We start from the raw sequence: 22,896 nt of genomic DNA on the forward strand, positions 1-22,896 counted from the left end.
TTAATAATCAGTTCAAATATAAAACAGAAATTTTACATTGTAAAGATAAATTGTTTAATGTTATTGATTGTATTTTTTGTGATCAAACGATCTATTTGATAAAATATTTACGATTTTTTTACAAGGAGATAACAATGAAAACTAAAATAATATTAGGATTAAGTTTAATTGTACCGTTACCTGGTACAGCATTAAATTTAGAAGGAAATAAAACATATGATAATGAGGTAAACATTAATTTTGATGAAAATGGAATAAATATAGAAAGAAATAGTGAAACCACATTTAATAAAGATGTGACGATTAATTCAAAAAAAGAAAAAAATCCCTCATCAATTCAAAATATTGGATTATTATCAAATATAGGTAATCAAGGAAATTCTGCAACCACGCAATTCAATGGTAATCTCACGATCAATATGGATTTTGATGATACCCACAATCAGGCAATTGGCATTTTTGGTGGCGATACTGTAACCGTTAACGGAACAACAACATTATCAACCACAGAAAATACGTTTGGCCCCTCTATAGCAATTCAGGTCAGTCAAGAAGGTAAGCTACTTCTAAATGGTTCATCCACTATAAAAGGAGTGATAGGTAGTCACTCAAAAGGCCTTTTCGAGACAAAAAAACATACGGACATCATAGGTCGTATTCTGGCATTCGATTCTGGAGCGATAAAATTACATGAATCTTCAGATATTACCGGTGACGTTTACGCATCTGAATCTGGAGTCATCGAATTACATGGTTCCTCAAAAATAAAAGGAGAACTCATCTCAGATGATTTTGGCATTATAAAAACGTTTGATTATTTCAGCATTAATGGGGATATTACTGCGACTAATTCAGGTCAGATTGATTTAGATAGCAATTCAAACATAAACGGGAATATTATGATTGGTGAATTAGGCAAGATAAACATTCAAAAGGGAACGAACTTTAAAGGTAACATCCTTATTTATGATTCTGGTGAATTAAATATTCGAGATAAAATCAGCATCAAGGGTGATATTTCCGTCTCTAAACACGCTAACTTAACTATGGAAAAAGATTCAACAATTAAAGGCAATATTATTAATTCTGATTCTGGAATTATTAACATTAGAGGGTATTCTAACGTTACAGGTAATATTTTAAATTCCAATTATGGAGCTATTGATATTAAAGGTGATTCTAACATTACAGGTAATATCAATGTTGATCAAAAAGCAAAATTAAACATCAGTGGAAAGTCTTTAATCAATGGAGACATTTTTGCACAAGATAATGGTCAAGTTAACTTAGATTTAAGTTCTGGTTCAAAACTCCAAGGTACAGTTAAATCATCTAGACAAGATGACAGTCATATAGCCATCAATTTGGCTGACAATGCGTCTTGGGAAATTACACAAGCACAATCTTATGTAAACACTTTATCTGGTTCTGGAAATATAAAGTTTACCAATGATATTAGCAACAATTCCTACGGTAACCTAATGATTGATAATTTATCCGGTAATCATGATTTTGTACTACGTATGAATAATTTGGTTCGGTTAGATAGATTGAGCTCAATAACAGCAGCGCAACAAAACGATAAAATCATCATTTTAAAATCTGCTGAAGGAAATCATAAGTTAAATATCAATAATGATGGTTCAACCCAAACCGCTGGAAATGAGAAAATAACTTTAATCGAAATTAAAGACAATGCCAAGAATACAGCAAAATTCACTCTCCAAAATAAAATCGAATTAGGGGGGTATATTTATGATAAGATAAATCAGCAGGGAAATAACTGGGTATTAACAAGTTCACCTAAATCTAACATTAGTACGACGGCTAATGCAAGTGTTGGCTTTTTTAATAGTAATTATCTAATGAGCTACATTGAAAATCAGACTTTATTGAAACGTTTAGGTGATATGCGTAATAGTGGTAATGTTGGTGATGTTTGGTTACGTGGTTTTACAGGTAAACTAGACTCATTTTCAGGTAAAAAACTCAGTAAATTTGATATGAACTATCATGGCTTCCAATTTGGTGTTGATAAACAATTATCAGAAAGTTCACCTTTTGTTATTGGTGCGTTTGTAGGACAAACTTATGGAAATCCGGATTATAACAAGGGTGACGGTTCTTTAAAATCGTTCAATACTGGTTTATATGCTACTTATTTAAACAATAGTGGCTGGTATATAGACAGTGTTGCTAAATATGCACGAGTCAAAAATCAATTTAAAGTAAAAGATACTGCTAATAACCGTGTTCACGGAAATAGTCATACTAATGGGTTAAGTTTATCTCTTGAAACGGGTAAAAAATTAAATTTCAATAATTATTACTTTGAACCTCAATTACAACTTTCTTATAGTCGTCAAAATGGTACCACTTTTAATGCCACAAATGGACTCAAAGTCAATCTAGGTGATTATAATTCATTATTAGGTCGCACCTCTGCATTAGTTGGTTATCAAATCAATTCTGAAAATAGCGCAATAAATATCTATGCTAAAACGGGATTTGTACGAGAGTTTAGTGGTGATACTTTCTACAAACTTAATAATAATAAAGAAAGTCATTCATTCAAAGGTAATTGGTGGAACAATGGCCTAGGTATAAATACACAAATCAATAAAACACATAATTTTTATCTTGATTTAGAAAGTTCAACCGGTAATCGTTTTGACTTAATACAAGCAAATGGTGGGTATCGTTACTCATTCTAATGTCTAAAAAGATGAATATAATTTAAACGGCATTATAAAATCACATTTCCTAAAGTAATGTGATTTTTACCTTTTAAGTCAATAATATTAGCAGATTATTACTGGAAGAGCTTCGAAAATAAATCCTTTCACTGACAAGTTTTTTGTTCCATTATCCTAGTTTAATTTTTCGCAAAATTTCAAAAAGACCACTCATATGTGTACTTAATCAGTTTTTCGTTTTACATTGAAGCTCTCATTTACTTGTTTGGACAAGCTGAGACTTTATTTTAAGAATAATAAATAATCTAAACTTAAATTCACTCTCAATGCTTATCTAATTTCGGTGAGAATCTCCTGATTTTGCTTTTTTTTAATTTCATTTTTATCTTTATACACTTCTTAATAACAAGTATAGAATTGCAGATAATTAATCCATTAATTATTTAATATAACATTAAATAGATTAGTAACGATTAGAAGATTTTCTTGCATATTTTAAGCGAGCTTTCCCATTAGGCATAAAATAGGTACCATATTTAACTAATCCGCCTTCTTTTAAATAACAAGTTAATTCATAACCAAATACCATTGAATCATTAATTTTTTCATCAATTTTGATGTTAATCGATGAAAGTCTAGGTTCATAAGTAAGTAATGTTTTCTCAATTGCTCTCATTAGAATATACGCTGAAGAGGGTAAAGTTCGAAATACGGTTGACATATCAGGTAAACCGAAATCAGACAAATGATTAACCGCTCCAGCTCGACTATTCAAAATTCGCTCAATATTGTCCATTACACTAATGATCGTTTGCTCATTTTCAGCAACTTCCTCAATTGGTATACCCGATTCAAAATAGCCGTATATTGTCTCATATAAAGATGCACTCATTTTTATTTTTCGTCCTGCATTTTTAAAGAGTATTTACTTGCTACAACTTCTCGAGGTTTCGAAATATTAAGATCTTTTCGTGCTAAAGTTATTTTCCAACTACCATTTTTCAGATTAGGCTCTTTAAACAGTCCAATAACACCGACCGCAGTCGCTTTTTTATCTAAAGGTGCATCTATAGAAATTGATGTGTCTGGTCTTAATATGATTTCTTTAGTCTCAATCAAGGTATCTTTTAAAACATCACTATCTTGATCAACCAATTCTGTATAGCTAGCAGAGTTAAATTTCTCGGCATTAGTTAACTGATAAACTCTTAGAACAACTGGTGATGAACGACCTTCATCATCTAAATTTAATTCAGATCTTGCTTTAATGTCTAAATAAAGTGTTTTTATCGACCAATTGAATACAGATTGTCCTAATCCTGTCGCGGTATCAGATACACTTTGAGCGATACCACATCCTGTTAACCAGGAAATTGATAAAATAACAATTAGTTTTTTGATTATTCTCATTTTCATCCTCACTTTTTATGGTTTTGATAATCTATTCCTGAATAATGTCCTAAATTTATGGCAACGGTTTCTTGGAGAGTATTATTGTCACTATTATTTTTAGCAAACGACGCTGTTAATCCCAATCGACAATTGCCAGATTTAAGCTGACAACTAGGTAAAAAACTTCGTTTAATATTCAGCATAATTTTAGCATCAACCTTGAAACCTAAGTAAACCCGTAATAAGGCCATAATATCTTGAAATAACTGACCGTCGGGCAATAACTCATTAATTTGCGATTCATATTGTGGTGTGATTGCAATAAGAATAGTTTGATTACATTCTTTAAAACGCGATCCTAAAGGCCCATCGCCATTTAAGCCTATTCGTTGTTGACCACTACCACCAAGTTGTGCTCGATTATCAATATTTTGCCATACAGGATAAAATTCTTGAACATTTACTTTAGCATCATTGACCATTATACGAATTAATCCTACAATTCCTTCTACAGTTCTTGTTTTTTGAGACATTAATCCTAATAAAGCAAAAAATCGTGATAACGGCGTATCAATTTGTTCACTTGCCCCTTTTATTCCTAAGCCAATCAGACCAAATAAACATTGAGATACTTCATCGCGTCCACCGCTCAAGAAACTCGCTGGATAATGATATTTTAACCATATTCTATAAAACAGCGTAATAATTCGATGATTAAACATGTCTAAAAAATCGGTCATCGCATGATAGTTTTCTTCACGCCGCATAATTTTATCTGTCAAAGCTGGCGGTAACGCTCCATCAACACCATATAATCCTAAAAATCGTGTTCTTACCGTAGCAGGACGATTAAGGTAAGGCAGTTTTTCAATGTATTTTAATTCGCTTGCAGGAAACGACATATCGACTGACGGAGCAAATCGTATCGGGTCATCAGCAGGTGACTCATTCCGACCTAAAATTGGCTCTTGTGCATAAAGTTGTTCAAGTAACTGGCAAAAACGGAAAAAATTGATTTTTGGCAGTTCTTTTTCCAAATTCTGCATTAAAGGACTGCTTTCGATGCTTTGCTCGGATTCCATACAACTCTTTTTCCTGTTGGTAAAATAACAATAACTAGTTGAGTAAATAAGTTTATATCAGCATACAATGCGAAAAATTGATGTAATAACTCACCAAATAAAATTACATCACCTTCACCTGTAAATTGATAACTATCTAAGGTTACTTCAATTTCCACACCTCGTTGTAACATTCCCTGTTCTATACGTTTAATCATTCGATGAGAAACGTCAATAATGCCATCTAAACGTCTACGATTAAGTTCGTTTTCAGTCCAATCGTATAAAGCAAGCGTACCACGTAAAACCTCAGCATTCATTAAAGACAAATAATTTGGCGATAAATGCGATAACAATCGCCAAAAAAACCGATCTTCTGTTGGTGGATAACATGGCATAGTCGGGGAACAAAGATTTTGTACTTTGGAAATATTTCCATTTGAATTACTCAGTTCTCGAATACGTGCATTACGTAATGCTTTACGTGGCAACATACCATTAGTACCCGTTACTCTTAAAGACAACGTTTCAGCTTCAAGTTGCTCATTTTTGTTCCATATTTTTCCACCTAAAATTAACCAGGTATCATGCAATCCTGAAGCATTTTTACGTACACGAGTGTGAAAATACCGTTCAGGTGCATCGTGTCGTAACATTCCACCACGGTGTTTGAAGCTGGTAAATGGAACATAGGTATAGCGCCCTTCACGGGTTATGCCTTCTACATGTTCAACTGAGTAAACTTCGATATGACCATCCTGTTTTAATAAAGGACGAAGAAGATATTCACTTTCTAACTGATTGACAACAATCGGATCCGCTTCCATGTCAAATAAATTGATAACAGGAACACAATGCAAACGAATATTATCATGGTTAAATGGCATATCATTAGGCCAAGTTTGATTAAGTGTTAATTCAACATCAATATATGAACAATCCGCAGGCACTTGTTTAATATCAAGTCCTTGTAAATCAACAAACATAAATTTTTCGCGAAATGCAAAATATTCAAGTAGTAATTGATATCCAGCAAATGCATTATCAGGTTTTAACCATAAACGATCTTCATCAGAAAAACCAACTGGGGTTATTTTACCGTTAAAATTAACTCTTTTCTCAGGATCAGTAGAGTAACGTAAATGCATGGTAGCCACTTGTTTTATTAACATATAATAGAGTGTAGATGCTATTGGACCATCAGCATTTAAGTAAAGTCGTAAACAAGACAAATCAATTTGCCCAAAATCAGCCAGTTCTGTGAATTTAAGACGTATAGAAATCATACTACGTCCATCGTGACTAAATTCCAGTCTTGCTCGATTGATTTCTATCGGCTGTAATGTAACTTTTTGTGTCGTTCTGAATAAACATTTTGTTCCAGCAGGCCCTAACGGTTCTGTTTTAATTTGCACCCCTTTTTGAAGAACTTCTTGCCGAGATAAAATAGAATAGTCAGGCGTTAGTTCAACAATAGATAATGAAGGAATTAAACGTAAATAGTGTGGCCAAAGCAGTGAAACTAAACTTTCAGTTAATTCAGGTAAATCGTCATCAATTTTTTGACGTAAGCGTCCGGTTAAAAAAGCAAACCCTTCAAATAATCGTTCTACGTAAGGATCACGGTCACCTACTCGATCGAGATTTAATAAGCTTGCTCTATCCGGATGTATTTTGGCAAACTCTTTTCCGGCTTCTCGCAAATAACGCATTTCGGATTCATAATAGCGAAGAATTAGATCATCCATTGTTATTCTCTATATAGTAATATTATTTAAATAGTTTTTATTAAGATAGTTAGAGCAAATTTATCGCTTTTGCAGGATCGAGTTGCATCAATTCATGTTGTAATTGCTCTATCTGCTCAGGTAAATTTACTTTTATACCATCTTTTGATTGATTTTTTTGTTTCATCAAACGCAAAAGACAACGTTTTACATCAAATATTAATTCTGGTTCCCAGTGGATGAGAGTTAAAGAATCTTGTTGATTATTTAAACCAATTAACAATTTTAGTGCAACATTTTGTTTTCCAAGCTGTTCTGCAACTTTAGCTTGAGTGTACTGGAGCAAATATCGTTGTTTTGGTGAATGCACTGAAGGCAAACTTTGTAACCATTGAAATGCCTTTTCTATATTTTCACTACGTGCTAAAGCAACTGCTTGCGTTTCAATTTCACCCCAATCATTTTCTTCAGACACAGAAACCGATGGAATACTCTCACCTTCATCCAGATTATGTATACGTGCATTGGCAGCAATCCACATTAAAGTTTCTTCATCAGCAAATGGCGTACCATCCGAGAAACATAGCCCTTCTAATCCATTTAATCGTTCTAAAAACAGACCTAAATCAGCAAGAAAAATATCTGCCCAAGAATCATAAGGATGCCCCATTTTTTGAAGCGACATGATAGTTGCCCGCTGTAGATCTAACCAGAAATGGTTTGCTACTTCAATAAAAGCTGATTCAGCTTGTTCCAGAAGCTCTGACCATTGTTTTTTGGCAATCAATCGGTTGATATTATTTTTTAGTTCACTCCGTGGTGCTGGTAATCGCGTATATCCTTTTTGATCAGCTGGAGGTAACTCAGATATGGTATCCCACTTTATAACTCTTAATAAACGACCAGCAGCTAAAAATCCCTCTTCAGGATTTTCACGTAAAAACTCGGCCATTATACGTGCTTGTTCGAGCACTTCTCGTGTTGAAGAAATAGTATTATTTACAACAATAGTCGAAGATGCTTGAGGCGTTATGGTAGCTTCAGATACAGTAGGTTCTTCTTTTTCAGACGTCTGACTTTGCGGCTGTTGTTTTAGACAATTATTGAAGAAATGATATAGAGCAGATAAATCAGGAGGATCATTAGATTGATTTTGATTTTCACCATTAAATAGCGTCTTACAGGAAAGATCGATTTGATCTAAAGCAACAATAATACGAGACAAACTATTTTCATCTATAGGTTGCAATTGTGTAAGTTGATCGATAAATCTTTGATTAGCTAGCCATTCAATCGAGTTTTTTCGAATATTTTGACGAGATGGATAAAGCATTTCGCCAAATTTATTAAGTAAAACAGCTAAAAGTTCAAGCCCATCAGCATAGCCTTCAGCTCCATCTTGGAATAAACGTGCAAGACAATAGTAAGTAACGACTCGAACATCTTTACTATTTTGTTTTAAAATAATATCACTTTCATTAACAATAAGTTGATAATCAATTCCAGAAAGTTTAGTAATCTCTTCTTTAATATCCTGAAAAGAATCATAATAAGTTAAATCTTCACCGGCAGGTGAATCTGAACTGATTGGCAATAACCAATCAGCCCATTTTTGATTTAACTCTTCTATCTTGGACTCACTTGATTCTTGCGAGCCTAATATACGATTTAACAATTGGCTAAACATTAAATTTTTCCATTATCCGATTTTATTTTTCATTATTTATAATTCAAATACCGTCTGTGGTAAGCTAAAATTTCGTAATTTCAACAATGTTAACGGTCCACCACCTAATTGCGTCCGTAATATAAATCTTAGTTTACTCCCATCGGTAGTACTCCAAATCACTTCATAGCGAGATGAATCTAATGGTTTAACCGACGCTGATTCAAAAAGTCTTACCATAGCCCAATCTCCATTAAAATATTTGTAGAGCTTCAAGCCGGTTTCATCACTGCTCCAACTAAGCTGAGAATAGGGAGAATAGCCGTCACCAGGCCAAATAAATCGTTTCCACGTTGGCGCTTGATTATAATATTCTAGTTTTTGCCTGTTAATGACCAATTCTGTACGAACGATTTTATTACCACTTCTAGGCATAATATCAAAAGATAAAGACATATCACCTGAAGCAATTACTTCAGAACTTACATCACTAAACAAATTTAATGCTTCAAGAAAATTTGGCGAAAATTTCAAGCCTTGGGCATTGACAGTATTGACGACCCATCTACCCCCTTTTTTCTCCAAAACACCATTTAACTCACTCAATATAAATTTATCTATAATGCCTGTATCACTTCGTAAAAAACGAGCTAACTCAGCTAAAGATGCTTCATTATCACTATTTTTAAAAGGATAACGACCAGCAAAAGATTTTTCCCATTGATTGACAATATAATTTTGCCAAACTTCATTAAAGCTATCTGTTGCAGGTGCTAAAACAACTTGCCAAGACTGTTCCAACGGTTTTTTAAATAAACTTCGACCAAACCCAGCTAATTCATTACCTAAATTAGCGGCTATTAAATTCCCATAATCACGTGTTTCAGTTAAATCTACAGAAGTCCCTTTAAATACACTTTTAGCTAAAACTTGCATCATAGATTGTGGATTTGCACTGTTTGTGATGTTTTGTAATTTTAAACGAACTTGAGTAACTTTCGCTAAATAAGCCTGTAACGAAAGCCCATTAATATTGTCATTTTTAAGCAAGCTCACAATTGGTGAAAATGTGGCACTCAATGGCCCTGTAGCTTCACCTTTCTTAGTAGTAGGCACATTAGGCTTTTTATTACCCATCAATTCTTGGGCAGTACGGAATAAATTATCAGAAATACCATCTTTACTATATTCAATTTCAGTTTCATACTTAATAACATTAATCAAGGAAACCAGCGGTGAAAATCGATTATCAGCAAGTAGTGTTAATTGCTCAACCACATCTGAAATGTTATCGGACTGCTGCCATTGAATATTATTTAAAAAATAAACCCATGCAGCACTATACTCATTGAAATACCGGTCTGTAAGTTGTTTAGCCAATATTTCAGGTGATATTGAAGCTGTAAGATTATTTTTGCTACCATTACCCAATACCCAGTCAATTTGATCTTTACGCGATTTAGCCGCAGCGACAATCTCGTCTCTGATACTGCCTTCCCAAGCTTTACGTGTAAAAATCCCTGGCACTTCAACGTCATTATAGAAAAGAAAATGATTATCGGCACCATCAAGTAATTGGCTTAAACTTTGATTTGTATATTGTTGACTCGCTCGCTGTATTATTTCTTGATATAGCGTGTTTAAAGCATTTTGGATACCTATCTTGTTGATCAAAACTTTTCGAGCACTTTTAACTAAAAGCTTATCCTCATTCAAAGCCCAATCATGATGTGTATTAAGCATTTGCCCCCAAAAACGCACTAAATCAGGCATTAATCTTTGCCAATCACCTTCACTAATACCTTCTGGTGTCCGCCATTTTTTTGCTGCGAACTCACTCAGATATAATCCATCACTTTTATCTGGTTCACTAATCATCAAATATGCTTTTAGTACATCATAAGCAGAATCAACTAATTTAACTCGTTCTGGTGAATCATTTGGTAATTCAGTTAATAAAGTTAAATAATCTGTCATAAGATTATGAAATGGTGTGGCAATATTACGCGAATTAGTCGTTCTATAACTTAGCAATAATTTATTTAATAATGACTCATTATGATTTAAGCCAAATCGATAAAGTATCGGCGTTCCATGTTCTGTTCGATATAAAAGTTGCTCTATACGTTGTTGTAGCTCAGATTGAATTTCTAATCTTTCCGTATAACTCAATCTGATTGAATTATCTGCTTTTTTTGCCAGCTCAATACTTTCGTTTATCAGTGATGCGTTATTGAAATAGGAGGTTACTAATCCAACACCCATCATAGCTATTAAACCTATACTGGCTATACCCGATATTAATCCCCATTGAACGCCTATACTTCGACCAGATTGTTGGTTAGCATCGTCACTAATCGAAATCCAAGTTGGCGTCATTACAAGGTAGTTATTAAAAAACTCTTGTTCATCACTTGATGACTGCTGTGGAATAAAAAAAAGCCCTCGCACTTGAGGTGAATAAGGAAGTGCAATCAATGTGCTGATATAACGAACAATATCATCAATATTTCCATTAATTAAGTTTTGACTTAACTGAAGCAAAAAGTTATATAGGGAATTATTTTTTACTTGCTGAACACCACGTATACAGCACTCCTGAGAAAGTTGTTTGAGTGATAAAGCAACGGAATCCATTGATTGATTTTTCAATTCAGAAAAAAACACTCCCACACTTTGCTCTGTACGCCCTGTTTGAGACCATTCACTTTGTTGCGGAGCAACTAAATAAAGTGGTGCTGACCACTTTAATAATCTATCTCGTGATTTAAATTGTATTACAGCTTTATCAATAATCAATTGTTGTTGACGTGTGTTAGCCAAGTAATTTTCATTTACAACCCAGATAACAGCATCGAGCGGTTTTTGGGAAAAAGGGATAAACCGTGAAAATTGTTTTTTCAACATCAATAACCAGGAAGTATCGAGCTCTTCTTCAACATCTCCACCATAAATCATTAATGTTTTATCGTTTAATTGCCATTTTTCTTCTTGCAAACGTGGAAAAACTGATTCCACATCAGAGCGCGAACCTAAAACCAGGCATTTTCGAATTTTATAACGCCAAAAAGTATTGAAACGATTTTTACAATGTCTCTCAATATCAGAAAACTCACTAAAAACTTGTGGTGTTTTAGGTTTGTCTGATTCTTTAGGATTAAATGACTCTCGTTTAATGACATCTCTTATGGAACCTATCCGACTACTTCGAATAAGAGCAGGTGCTAATATTATACCGACAAGAATTAGCATTCCATAAAGCCATATTTCAAATTTTCTACCAGGGGTTTTGTAACCTAATCCTTCTCCAAAAAGGAATAAACCGATACCTAAGAATATGGCTCCAAATAATATAATGAAAATTAATCCTATCCGTTTCCATTTATTTGTCATTAAAACACCTTTTGCTTAAACTGCCGTTACTACAGAAAATAACCACTGATTTTGTTTTTTGGTAGCAATTAAGTTATTTTGGTTAGTTGTTTTAATCATTTCACAACCTATCGCCAATGCAAGCCAATATGAGAGATCAGCTTGATTCCCTGCAAATTTCTCTAATTTATATTGTTTTTCTGACGTGACATGTTGATTCACCAATTGCTTTGTTATCTCTGCTTCTTGTTCTACTTCTAAATTAACAAACCAAAGTTGATTAACCTGCTTTATCGCCGTTTGCATTTCGCTCATCTGTTTAATACCTACTGACAAATCCTCATCAATCATAGGCCTTAAAATTTTTGCTTCAGCATTTTTCATATCAATATTTTCAGATTCTGGGTGATTTAATAATAAAAATCCAGCTAAAAATGCTGTAGCTTTCGATTGAGTATTATTAATGATGATTAATTCTACCACAGATTCAGAATTATCTATCAAATCAGATATTAACTCTATATTAGACTTGTTTTCGGTAAAATGTGTTAATTTATAAGCATGAGAAATCCCAGAGTTTCGATAAGCTTTATCTAATACTTCATCGATATATTCATAGGATTCAAATGACGAATAAATAGTTATATTGATAGTAGTTTTACTTGATAATTTTGAAATTATCTCGCTCATGGATTTGAATATATCTTCGAGGTTATGGATTAATTCAAAATCACCATCAAATACTAAAGACTTATTTATTTGAGCCTCAAGATTTGATTCATTATTTAAAATCTCATGCGTTGTTATTTTATTGGGTAAAATATAAAAACTATTCATAACAACAGCGGATCGCATTGCCCAATTCTGCCAATTTTGCTCTACATTTTTATGTTCATGTTGCCAAATATCATATTTTTCTTGAGCTAGTCCATATAAATACAATCGAACACTTAATGCCCCACCACCTATTAAGGTAGGAAAAAATCCTACACCTAACCAATAGGTCCATTGAGTTGCATAATTATCATTTGGCCAAATTTTAGCAAGAAAAAAAGCAGTCACAATTGTGAATACTCCAAAAAAAATACTCCATCTTCCACGATTTAATTTTACTGGTGGATTTACAATATTGGTAATATTAGGTTTAGGCCAAGACATGATTTTATTCTATCTCCGCAGTTGTAATTGTCGCTATGACTTTACAGCCGCAAGCGCATAAACATTGATCCATAGCCATTAATCTTCCATCAGAAATACATTTTGATGCCGAGCCAATTATAGGATTTATGCCATGATACGGTACTGGACAACTAACCAAATCACCGACTAAAGCTACCGGTTTACCTTCTATAATTGTTGTAGATGACGCGGTTATAACCATACCACCATGTGTTGTTGGATCGCCTAGCCTTACCACATTTTTACCCATGATCTATTCCCCATTCCCTACTTATTATTATCGATTATTAAATGTAGGGTTAATTCATGATTAACCCTATTTTCGATTTACTCTTTGGATTTTTTAGATTCTTTTTTCTTGCTATTTTTTTCACTACCTTCCGGCTTACTTTTGGCTGTTTTCGCCTTTGATAATTTATTTTTGTTTTCTTCTGTTGCCCATTCCAACACAATACCCTCTGATTCGTCGAAATCAAGAATTAATGTTGGTATTTCACCATTGCTGACAGGATTTCTTTGCAATAACAGATTTGATACCACAGGTAAAATTTGTTGATTTAAAATACTGTCAATATTGCGGGCCCCGGTATCAGGTAATAAACAAGCTGAAACCAACGTATCATAAAGTTTTTCGCCCACATTAAACACAATTTTATAATGTTTTTGTAACCGTTTTGCAACTTTATTAAGCTTAATTTCAACAATTTTGCGTAATGCCTCACCACCAAGTGGTGTGTAAATGATAGTTTGAAAACGCGCAAGTAATGCAGGTTGAAAATGCTCACGAATAATAGGACGCAATAACTCTTGTTGAGTTACTACATCAGCATCTGGCATTTCTTCAAAAAGCGCCATCAATTCATCACTACCTAAATTAGAGGTCATTAAAATCAAGGTGTTACGGAAATCAATTTCACGACCTTCACCATCACGCATAAAACCACGGTCAAATACCTGATAAAATAGATTGATAACATCACGATGTGCTTTTTCAACTTCATCTAATAATACAACACTATATGGTCGTTTACGTACAGCTTCGGTTAATACCCCGCCTTGACCATAGCCAACATAACCCGGTGGAGATCCCTTTAACTGTGAAACGGTATGAGCTTCTTGATATTCTGACATGTTAATCGTCACAAGAGATTGCTCACCACCAAATAATGTATCCGCTAAAGCTAATGCGGTTTCTGTTTTACCCACACCTGATGTTCCGACTAGTAAAAATACAGCCATTGGTGCATCTTCTGAAGTCAATCCTGTTTTAGCTGCACGAATGCGTTTTGCAATTTCATGCAGGGCATTATCTTGACCAACGACTCGCTGACGTAGATCATCTTCTAAAGAAAGTAAATGACTTTGTTCATCTTTTAATAGACTTTCTAAAGGTACGCCTGTCCAGTCCGAAATAACAGAGGATACCGTGCGACTATCTACATCAAGTGAAAGTAATGGTGTATTACCTTGTAAATCTTTTAACTGTTGCTGAGTTTCATCCAATTCTTTAAGTAGTTTAGCATCAGCAGGTTCATCTACCTGTTTTTGGCGTAATTCAATCAAAGTTTCAATTAATGCTTTCTCTTTTTCAAACTGTGATTGTTTAATCGTTAATTGATTTTGTAATTGATTTAACTTTTCATCAATTTCTTTAATTCGATCGGTCGATAAATGCTTATCCAATACTAAATCTTCATCGATAGCTTTCTGCTCTATTTTCAATGCAGCTATGCTTGCTTCAAGTAAAGTTATCGATTCCGGAATTGTATCAAGTCCCATTCGCACGCGTGCCGATGCAGTATCCAATAAATCAACTGCTTTATCGGGTAATTGTCGACCACTAATATAGCGCCTTGACAGCGCAACAGCTGTTTTGACAGCTTCATCTAAAATGTGAACACCATGATGTTTTGAATAGCGAGATTTTAATCCTCGTAACATTAAACATGCTTTTTCATCATCGGGTTCATCAACTTTCACGATTTGAAAACGACGCTCTAAAGCGGCATCTTTTTCAAAATATTGTTTGTATTCTGACCATGTCGTTGCAGCAATTGTTCGTAATTCTCCTCGGGCTAATGCTGGTTTTAATAAATTCGCCGCATCTGCGCCTCCAGCAGAATTTCCTGCACCAATAATAGTATGTGCTTCATCAATAAAGAGGAGAATAGGTGTTGGTGATTGTTGGATGCCATCGATAACATTTTTTAAACGTTGTTCGAATTCTCCTTTTACACCTGCTCCAGCTTGAAGCAAGCCAAGATCCAATGATAATATACAAACATTTTCTAGGCTTTTTGGGACATTTCCTTCTGCGATACGAAGTGCTAATCCTTCAACCAAAGCTGTTTTTCCGACACCTGGTTCACCGACTAAGATTGGATTATTTTTTCTACGGCGAGATAAAATATCAATCATCTGTCTAATTTCAATATCACGACCAAAAACAGGATCTATTTTTCCAGCTTTAGCTTTTTCAGTAACGTTTTCTGTAAAACGATCCAATGCTGCCTGTAGGTGTTTTTGCGAAATTTTATTTTTATCAATCTTATTTTGTGAATCAGACTCGGATTCAGAACTGATATCTAAATGTTCGGATGCTCCCTCAGAATATTCCGAATTATAATTTGATTGGTTAGCAGGACTTTCATCTGATATTTCATCTAATTTTGCTCTCATTTTTTGTAATGAAATAGGAGAGACACTTAATAATTGCCAAGCATCCTGTGCTTTTAAACAATGCGGCATATCTTGTAATGCTTGCATAATATGTACGGAGCGTATCACATCTTCGTGATCTTCTAAGGACGCTTTTAACCAGGCTGATTGTAATACAGCAATCAACGCTGGCGATAAACTTGGTTTTGTATTCACAGTATGAGGCAATGCATCAAGATATTTAAGTAAACCAGTCCAGACTTTATCCATATCAAACTGATAATGTCTTGCAATAATAGTCATATCACCTGAACCTTGTTCTAGTAATTTTAATAACCAATGTTCAAGTGTAATCTCGGTATGTGCACGCGTTTGACATAACCCGGCAGCTGCCTCTAAGGATTTAGCACAAAACGAATTCAGTCTTCTTAATAAAACAGAGGGATCAGTAACCATCACTATTTCCTTTTATAAATTCCATCATAAATAAACACAACCCAAATTAATTGGGCTGTGTTTGCTTTCAAATTAACCTCTTGATTCTTCCCAACTATCAGTATGGGTATGGTTGCCATCAAGATAAGTCCAAGTAATTTTTTCGTAAGCAAGTTCAACACGTTCTAAATGATTGAATACTTCTTTTGAAGGATCTTTAATATTGTACATTTCACCTTGAACAGAAATAACTTTTACACCGAACAATTCAGTCTTAAAGTATGGTACTTCTTTACCATCATTACCAATTTTATACCAATCGATTTTGACAGTATTCAAAAGTTGACCTGAAGTAACGGCTCTATAAAGATAAGGTGATGAAACATCAACTTCTTTAACGATTTCTAGTGCATGGTGATTACGTGTACCTTTTAATTTACCTGTGTTACTGTCAGCAGGTATATGAATTTTATGATTAAATTCAAGCACTTCAATACTATCTTCACGCCCTTTAATGCTTACAGAACCCTTGATAGGTTTACCTTGCTCGTCGGTTAAATACAAATACGCTGGAATAGCCATTGTTTATCTCCTTTTTAGTTTAGTTTTGTTTTGTTTTGATTTGTTTTATTAATTTTCATTCACCAAAATACAATTTGATGTTTGAGGAACTAAATTTATTTCAACTCTCCGATTTTTTGCACGATTTTCGGGAGTACTGTTATCTACCAGAGGTTCTTTTGCCCCATGACCTTGTATAGCAAAACAAGCTTCAGGTATATCACTATTCTTCAAAATCCAGTCACGAACAGACATTGCACGATTAAACGATAAATGTAAATTTTTAGTATCGTCACCAACTGAATCAGTATGACCAGTTATAATAATTAGCCAGCCGGTTTGAGGGTTAGCCTTTATCTGTTTTCTAATTTCAATTAATGCATTAATTAACGTTTTTTCAGAACCCGCTTTCAGACTTGATTGTCCACTTTCAAATAATGCCATACTATCTAACCGAATTGGTGGAAGTGGTTTTGGTACAACAACTATAGGTTGTGGAGTAACAATTGGTTTAGAAACATAGTCTCGCATTGCATTATTTAATGGCTCGACTAGCTGTAAACCACGGTAAAGTCCCATACCAAGACGAATAGGCTCACCTTTAGTATAGTATTGGTTAAGCATTGTTTTATCATTTTGCAATATGTCTAACGCTATTTTTTTATTATCATAGTTATCCATTGGAATAGAATGATAATCATTAATATCATTCTGTATTTGCTCAATAAATTTAACATTATTCCAATAAGATGCCCCCATTCCCCCCATTACAAATAGCGATGTAATTATGATTAAACCCAATATCATCGTGATAATTGGAGAAAAAGGATAAGCAATCGGCATGAATTTAACTAGAGGATCGGGTGGCGTGATCCCTTCTTGTATATTATGTGTTTTTGGTAAAGATAAACTTGTCGCATCTTCCCATAGCTTTTGCACCAAATTGCCGTTTACCATAGTTTTATTAATAGGATAGATAGCAATTCCTGTTGGAATACATTTAGCAATTGGTTGCTTATTATCAGACAACGTTTTTAATATTACATCTTCAATCCACTCTTGGGTCTCTTGAAGGAAAGGACGAAGTCGTAATCTACGTTCTCTTTCATGATGAGGAATTTTGATATCATTAACCCAATTGTCTATAGGTGATAAAGAATGATCTAAAACATATAATTTGTGTTTTTCTGATTGAAACCAATGGACAGGCAATGGATTATTTTCATCATAAATTAGATCATTAAGTCCAACATGCGTTGAAACATAAACTGGCATTTGATATTTAGCTATTCGACAAGTATCTACCCAAGACTGGCGAAATGCTTGTAATTTAGCTATAAATAAACCTTTCTTTTCTTCAACTTCTGGATTTAAAGCAAGAAAAATCCCAACTCGTCCTAACATGTCCGGCCATTTTGCAACCAGTGAGTCATATACAATCGGCAAATGCGAAAACTCATCGACATATATCCATACTGCTTCAGAAGAAATAAGTATATTAGAGTCAGCAAGAGATAAATTTTCAGGGAAAAAATCTTTTGCAGCATTACCTGTGACTAACAAAATAGGCAAGCGATAACGTTGTCTTGCAGGTAATAACTCAAGTTTTTCGTCTAGAAATTGGACGTTTTTTGTTGATTTAACAACGACTTTTCTATAGCGTTGCATTTTCCACAGCAAACCAGTAGCTATAACTGTAGCTAATACAGCTCCTATTATTTTCCAACCAATTGTAATTTGTAAAAATACAAACAATAACAATAAGCTTAAAATGAGAGCATAAATAATTTGAATACGCTTAGGATAATCGCTCATGCTGAACCTTTTTTAACCAACAAGTTGTGTAACCAATTTATCGAGTTGATTATCTAAAACAAAATAAAGAATAAATATCGAAATAATTGATACTAAAGTACAAATTAACAAAATCGCCTTTCTGCCCCTAAAACGATTACTTTTTGTCTGTTGAATAATAGGGTAAGACTGTTCAGGTTCATATTCACGAAGGGCTTCACGTAATGCTAAAATAAGTTCTTCCCTCTCTTTTTGAGGCTTATCTAGATAATAACCTTGAAAACCTAATCCTAAAACTCTATCAAAACAGGCTAAAACAATTCCTTCTTTTCTATCAGCCTTTAAACGCGCTCGAATTTTTTCAAATAAATCGTATCCTGCATTGTGAGTATTAAAATAGATAACTTGCAATGGTGAACCTAGCCATTCGTCATAATCCTGATTTTTGGGATTATCACGATGACATAGCAATACAGCTTCATCCAACAAAGCACATAAAGCATAGCTAATATCATCAATAATGTCTTGGCTATACTGAGCGTTTAATAATTGTTCTCGTACATTTGAGACATGTTGTTTGCAAAGCTCATACAGTTTATGCCCAGAAGGTATATCTGCTTTTGCTTTTAATTGCACGACAACTAGAATTGGATCTCGTAATAATTCATCGATAATAATATTTTTCGATTCTAAACTCATAACTCGCCCTATGAACGCAATACAGCAAATAATTCTAATGTAATATCAGGCATTGCACGTGGTACATAAAATTCACAACACCGAGCAAGCAACATATTTTTTGCTGCACTATGAGAAAGATCGAGAGCAAAATATTGATTATCTAATCGCACAGGAACCGCTGCAGGCACATGACTTAATGCTTTAATCGGTATACCTGATAATGCTGAATGAATAATTTGTCTCACATCGTCAGGTGCACCAGCTTTACATAAGATTGGGAATCGTGATTGTAATTGATGACCAGGCATACTTGATTGTACCGAAAGATAAAAATCAGCATCTTCGGTAAGACGTGAATCATTCAATCGTCCTGTCCATAATGTATCTTTATCATGTACAAGATCTATTTTGATTACTCTTGATGGTAAGCTTTCTTCTAATAAATTACGAACTAATCCAAAAAGAGGAGGAAAAACATCATTGAGTTTTGTATGATCGTACGCAGGGATACCATCTACATCGTTGGTTAGCGAAAATGTCAATAAAGCACCGGTTAAAGATGTTAGTGTTTCATAAAGTCTTTCGGGATGAATTGAAGGATTATCACGAAGAAATTTAAGTTGCGGTTCAAATGTATTCAACGCATTTAAAAGCCAGAATAGAGAGACATCCGCGGTAGCAAATTCGGCTATTTGCTGATTACGTTCATGACGCATTCCAGTCAAATGCTGACGTTTAGCTTTCATTTGAAGGCATAGAAGCTCTAACTCTTTTACAAGGGTTCCACTTTGGGTAAATAAATTTACCATCGGTGGCAGATAATCAGGATCCAATACAAATCGCCCATTTAAATCGCGTTTCAAACGTGCAATAGGACAGGTTAAATAATCGCTATGATTCTCAAAATCAAATAAAAAAGTTAAAGCATAATATTCAACGGCCATTGTTTCAACATTTTTACCCAATAAATCAGGAACTTCTACCCATTCTTTTCTAAAACGTAATGGTCGTTCAATTGATTGATTGTCTTGTAAACAGTTTCCACCATTAGCTTGTAATAATGGTAAACCAACAAAGACCGTAACTTCATCAAGGTCCATAGGAATTTCATTATTGAGTATCCGTGCTTCAGGTAATCTATCTGCGACATTGGTATTAATTAAAACACCATCAGAAAACCGCATACTGATTGAATCGGCTTGTAGCCGATCAACCGTAAGAGCTTGAGTATCAATAACTAAGCTTTCAATTCCCCACGGATTAGCTATCGAAAAGGCAGCTAATTTTTGAGAAGAAAATTGATCCCATAACGCTTGTTGTTGAAACTGTTGAGGTGCCAAAAATACACCTTCGCTCCACAATGGACGAAAAATTTTCATCTGTTTAAACACTCCTATTTTTAGATATTAATCAACTAAAATTTAAGCTTATTCTTTAGCTTTAGGCATTTGTGATACCATTGATAAATTAATATCCATTCCCTCGATTTGGAAATGAGGAACTAAGAATGTTTTAACACGGAAAAAGCCTGGATTATCTTCAATATCTTCAACAATAATTTTTGCTTGTCTTAATGGATGAGACGCCTGAACCTGATCACTTGGATTCGTCATTTCAGTAACCAAATTTTTAACCCATTTATTAAGTTCAAGTTCTAACATTCGTCTATCTTTTGTTGCACCGATATTTTCGCGTTGAATCACTTTTAGATAATGAGCTATACGTGATAATAAGAAAATATAAGGTAAACGTGCATTAATACGGCTATTTGAAGTCGCCTCTTTAGTATCATAAAGAGCCGGTTTTTGTGCAGAATTTGCTGAGAAGAAGCAAGCATAATCCCGATTTTTATAGAACGAAAGAGGAATAAATCCTAAATTTGCAAATTCAAATTCACGTGTTTCCGGAATAAGGACTTCTGTTGGGATTTTCATTTGGTTACCGGTTCCTAAATCATAAAGATGAATAGGAAGGTCTTCAACAAGTCCTCCTGATTGAGGCCCACGAATTTGAACACACCAACCATTACGAACAAAACTTTGCGCCATATTAGCTGCAAAAGCATAAGAAGCATTAGCCCATAAATAATTGTTATGGTCTAATCCCTTCACATCTTCAATATAGTTGAAGCTGCGAACTGGGATTGTGTCAGGGCCATAAGGTAAACGAGCAAGCACTCTAGGTAAAGTTAATCCGATATAACGAGAATCCTCAGTTTCACGGAAGCTATTCCATTTAGTGAATTCAGCACGGTCAAAATAGTTGGCAATATCTTTAATTGCAGCCACTTCTTCCATTGTTTCTTTACCAAAGAATTTAGGGCCCACTGACGTAATGAAAGGCATATGAGCAGATGCAGCAACTTTAGATACATTTCTTAATAATGCAATATCTTGTGGGCTACGATCGAACTCGTAATTTGAAATAGTCACCCCAATTGGTTCACCACCCGGAGTATCATATTCTTGAATATAAGTATGACGATAAAAACCAGTTTGATTAATTTCTGGCGCATCTTCAAAATCTTGGCGAAGCTCTTCTTTTGAAACGTCTAGAAGATCAATCTTCACGTTACGACGAAAATCAGTACGATCTACAAGGAATTTTAATCCACGCCAAGTTGATTCTATCTCTTGGAACGTTTCATTGTGCATAATGGCATCAAGTTGACGGCTTATTTTTTGGTCAATTTGACTAATATGGTAATCTAATAAATGTTTATCTAATTTTTCGATTTTTTGTGATGAACCTTGAATCAATTGAAGTAAAATATTGATTGCCATAGTGACACGTTCATCTTGAGATGATTCAAATAGAACTTCATTGTCTTGGTATTTTTCAATTTCACTAGCTGTTTTGATAGGATTTAAATTTATTTTATCAAATAGCGATTCATAAACACTATTATTTTGTTCCAATACAGTTTTATTTTCATTGTTTTGTGATTGTACGTTCATTACTTTTTCTCTAAATTATTTTAATAACCTTATATCCATTTATAACGATATGATCTATTTGTTATTATTTATTGCTTTCAGAAACGATTGACTCTAATTCAGCGCGAAGTTCATCGGATAATTGCTCATCCTTCACAATTTTTTCAAGCTCACGGCGAAAAGTCGCATTATCTAACAAGTTCGATTTTAGATCTTTTAAAAGATTACGCATTGCAAGTAAAGAACGAAGTTCAGGTACTTTTTTTGCTACTTGCTCTGGTGTAAAATCGTTCATTGACTGAAAAGATAAATCTACACAGATTTCACTTCCATCATCAGCTAATTTGTTTGGCACTGTAATTTTTGCTTCTGGATTAAAGTTATTCAATACAGCATCAAAATTATTCTTATCAACCGATACTTTTTGCTTATCTGAAAGTGAACGCTTGTCTTTTCCTCGACCATAATCACCTACAGATAAAATTTTGAGTGGTAATTCAACCTTTTTACTAGCCCCGTTAGTGTGCAAATCTAAGCTAATATTTACACGTGCAGCAGGAACTTCTTTTTGATAACTGTTTGACATATTTTCTCCTATATTTCCTTTCAAGATTGAAATTCACTCAATCTTAAGTTGCTAATAAAGTACACGAATCAAGGATAAATTACAATCTTAAGTATTAAATTTATTTATTCAATTTTAATAATTTAGTTGAATAACCCAAATAGCAGAAAGTT

At 34.0% G+C, this 22,896-nt stretch carries 16 protein-coding genes; 1 reads left to right on the top strand and 15 read right to left on the bottom strand.

Annotated features, from left to right (window positions below; all coding sequences use genetic code 11):
• Positions 1 to 134: 134 nt before the first annotated feature.
• Positions 135 to 2,714 (top strand): autotransporter outer membrane beta-barrel domain-containing protein, encoded by a 2,580-nt coding sequence (locus ACKJXD_RS01215; protein WP_430875304.1) that lies wholly within the window; start codon positions 135 to 137, stop codon positions 2,712 to 2,714.
• A gap of 445 nt (positions 2,715 to 3,159) precedes the next feature.
• On the opposite strand, the gene tssE is transcribed toward ACKJXD_RS01215, so the two are convergent.
• The 15 genes from tssE to tssB form a co-directional block, all read right to left on the bottom strand.
• Complete coding sequence (gene tssE / locus ACKJXD_RS01220) at positions 3,160 to 3,588, bottom strand: type VI secretion system baseplate subunit TssE (RefSeq protein WP_220215408.1); 429 nt, start codon at positions 3,586 to 3,588, stop codon at positions 3,160 to 3,162.
• A 2-nt stretch (positions 3,589 to 3,590) separates the two neighbouring features.
• Positions 3,591 to 4,106, bottom strand: coding sequence for a type VI secretion system lipoprotein TssJ (gene tssJ, locus ACKJXD_RS01225; protein WP_220215409.1), 516 nt, complete (start codon positions 4,104 to 4,106; stop codon positions 3,591 to 3,593).
• Positions 4,107 to 4,114: 8 nt separating this feature from the next.
• Positions 4,115 to 5,170, bottom strand: a complete 1,056-nt coding sequence (gene tssG, locus ACKJXD_RS01230) for a type VI secretion system baseplate subunit TssG (protein WP_430875305.1) — start codon at positions 5,168 to 5,170, stop codon at positions 4,115 to 4,117.
• Complete coding sequence (tssF, locus tag ACKJXD_RS01235; protein WP_220215411.1) at positions 5,134 to 6,897, bottom strand: type VI secretion system baseplate subunit TssF; 1,764 nt, start codon at positions 6,895 to 6,897, stop codon at positions 5,134 to 5,136. The genes tssG and tssF overlap by 37 nt, the downstream gene beginning before the upstream one ends.
• Before the next feature lie 49 nt (positions 6,898 to 6,946).
• Entirely contained in the window at positions 6,947 to 8,563 is a 1,617-nt protein-coding gene (gene tssA, locus ACKJXD_RS01240) for a type VI secretion system protein TssA (RefSeq protein ID WP_220215412.1), read from the bottom strand.
• Between the two features lie 36 nt (positions 8,564 to 8,599).
• Entirely contained in the window at positions 8,600 to 11,935 is a 3,336-nt protein-coding gene (locus tag ACKJXD_RS01245) for an ImcF-related family protein (protein ID WP_294825797.1), read from the bottom strand.
• A gap of 15 nt (positions 11,936 to 11,950) precedes the next feature.
• Complete coding sequence (locus tag ACKJXD_RS01250; RefSeq protein ID WP_220215414.1) at positions 11,951 to 13,072, bottom strand: hypothetical protein; 1,122 nt, start codon at positions 13,070 to 13,072, stop codon at positions 11,951 to 11,953.
• Positions 13,073 to 13,076: 4 nt separating this feature from the next.
• Positions 13,077 to 13,343 carry a PAAR domain-containing protein gene (locus tag ACKJXD_RS01255; protein ID WP_220215415.1) on the bottom strand — a complete coding sequence of 89 codons (267 nt, stop codon included), beginning with the start codon at positions 13,341 to 13,343 and terminating at the stop codon, positions 13,077 to 13,079.
• A gap of 77 nt (positions 13,344 to 13,420) precedes the next feature.
• Positions 13,421 to 16,207, bottom strand: a complete 2,787-nt coding sequence (gene tssH, locus ACKJXD_RS01260; RefSeq protein WP_430875306.1) for a type VI secretion system ATPase TssH — start codon at positions 16,205 to 16,207, stop codon at positions 13,421 to 13,423.
• A gap of 72 nt (positions 16,208 to 16,279) precedes the next feature.
• Positions 16,280 to 16,768: a type VI secretion system tube protein TssD gene (gene tssD, locus ACKJXD_RS01265; RefSeq protein WP_220215417.1), complete on the bottom strand. Its 489-nt coding sequence runs from the start codon at positions 16,766 to 16,768 to the stop codon at positions 16,280 to 16,282.
• A 48-nt stretch (positions 16,769 to 16,816) separates the two neighbouring features.
• A complete protein-coding gene (locus ACKJXD_RS01270; protein ID WP_294825803.1) occupies positions 16,817 to 18,562 on the bottom strand; it encodes an OmpA family protein in 1,746 nt (581 codons plus the stop codon).
• A 12-nt stretch (positions 18,563 to 18,574) separates the two neighbouring features.
• Positions 18,575 to 19,240, bottom strand: a complete 666-nt coding sequence (gene tssL, locus ACKJXD_RS01275; RefSeq protein ID WP_294825805.1) for a type VI secretion system protein TssL, short form — start codon at positions 19,238 to 19,240, stop codon at positions 18,575 to 18,577.
• Positions 19,241 to 19,248: 8 nt separating this feature from the next.
• Positions 19,249 to 20,601: a type VI secretion system baseplate subunit TssK gene (gene tssK, locus ACKJXD_RS01280; RefSeq protein ID WP_220215420.1), complete on the bottom strand. Its 1,353-nt coding sequence runs from the start codon at positions 20,599 to 20,601 to the stop codon at positions 19,249 to 19,251.
• A gap of 48 nt (positions 20,602 to 20,649) precedes the next feature.
• Positions 20,650 to 22,179, bottom strand: a complete 1,530-nt coding sequence (tssC, locus tag ACKJXD_RS01285) for a type VI secretion system contractile sheath large subunit (protein WP_220215421.1) — start codon at positions 22,177 to 22,179, stop codon at positions 20,650 to 20,652.
• A 64-nt stretch (positions 22,180 to 22,243) separates the two neighbouring features.
• Positions 22,244 to 22,744, bottom strand: coding sequence for a type VI secretion system contractile sheath small subunit (gene tssB, locus ACKJXD_RS01290; protein WP_220215422.1), 501 nt, complete (start codon positions 22,742 to 22,744; stop codon positions 22,244 to 22,246).
• Between the last annotated feature and the right edge of the window lie 152 nt (positions 22,745 to 22,896).

The organism is Gilliamella sp. G0441 (genome assembly GCF_050589305.1).
GTDB lineage: Bacteria > Pseudomonadota > Gammaproteobacteria > Enterobacterales > Orbaceae > Gilliamella.

Coding starts and splice junctions, on each gene's coding strand:
- ACKJXD_RS01215 (WP_430875304.1), top strand. CDS start 135: ATGAAAACTAAAATAATATTAGGATTAAGTTTAATTGTACCGTTACCT.
- tssE (WP_220215408.1), bottom strand. CDS start 3,588: ATGAGTGCATCTTTATATGAGACAATATACGGCTATTTTGAATCGGGT.
- tssJ (WP_220215409.1), bottom strand. CDS start 4,106: ATGAGAATAATCAAAAAACTAATTGTTATTTTATCAATTTCCTGGTTA.
- tssG (WP_430875305.1), bottom strand. CDS start 5,170: ATGGAATCCGAGCAAAGCATCGAAAGCAGTCCTTTAATGCAGAATTTG.
- tssF (WP_220215411.1), bottom strand. CDS start 6,897: ATGGATGATCTAATTCTTCGCTATTATGAATCCGAAATGCGTTATTTG.
- tssA (WP_220215412.1), bottom strand. CDS start 8,563: ATGTTTAGCCAATTGTTAAATCGTATATTAGGCTCGCAAGAATCAAGT.
- ACKJXD_RS01245 (WP_294825797.1), bottom strand. CDS start 11,935: ATGACAAATAAATGGAAACGGATAGGATTAATTTTCATTATATTATTT.
- ACKJXD_RS01250 (WP_220215414.1), bottom strand. CDS start 13,072: ATGTCTTGGCCTAAACCTAATATTACCAATATTGTAAATCCACCAGTA.
- ACKJXD_RS01255 (WP_220215415.1), bottom strand. CDS start 13,343: ATGGGTAAAAATGTGGTAAGGCTAGGCGATCCAACAACACATGGTGGT.
- tssH (WP_430875306.1), bottom strand. CDS start 16,207: ATGGTTACTGATCCCTCTGTTTTATTAAGAAGACTGAATTCGTTTTGT.
- tssD (WP_220215417.1), bottom strand. CDS start 16,768: ATGGCTATTCCAGCGTATTTGTATTTAACCGACGAGCAAGGTAAACCT.
- ACKJXD_RS01270 (WP_294825803.1), bottom strand. CDS start 18,562: ATGAGCGATTATCCTAAGCGTATTCAAATTATTTATGCTCTCATTTTA.
- tssL (WP_294825805.1), bottom strand. CDS start 19,240: ATGAGTTTAGAATCGAAAAATATTATTATCGATGAATTATTACGAGAT.
- tssK (WP_220215420.1), bottom strand. CDS start 20,601: ATGAAAATTTTTCGTCCATTGTGGAGCGAAGGTGTATTTTTGGCACCT.
- tssC (WP_220215421.1), bottom strand. CDS start 22,179: ATGAACGTACAATCACAAAACAATGAAAATAAAACTGTATTGGAACAA.
- tssB (WP_220215422.1), bottom strand. CDS start 22,744: ATGTCAAACAGTTATCAAAAAGAAGTTCCTGCTGCACGTGTAAATATT.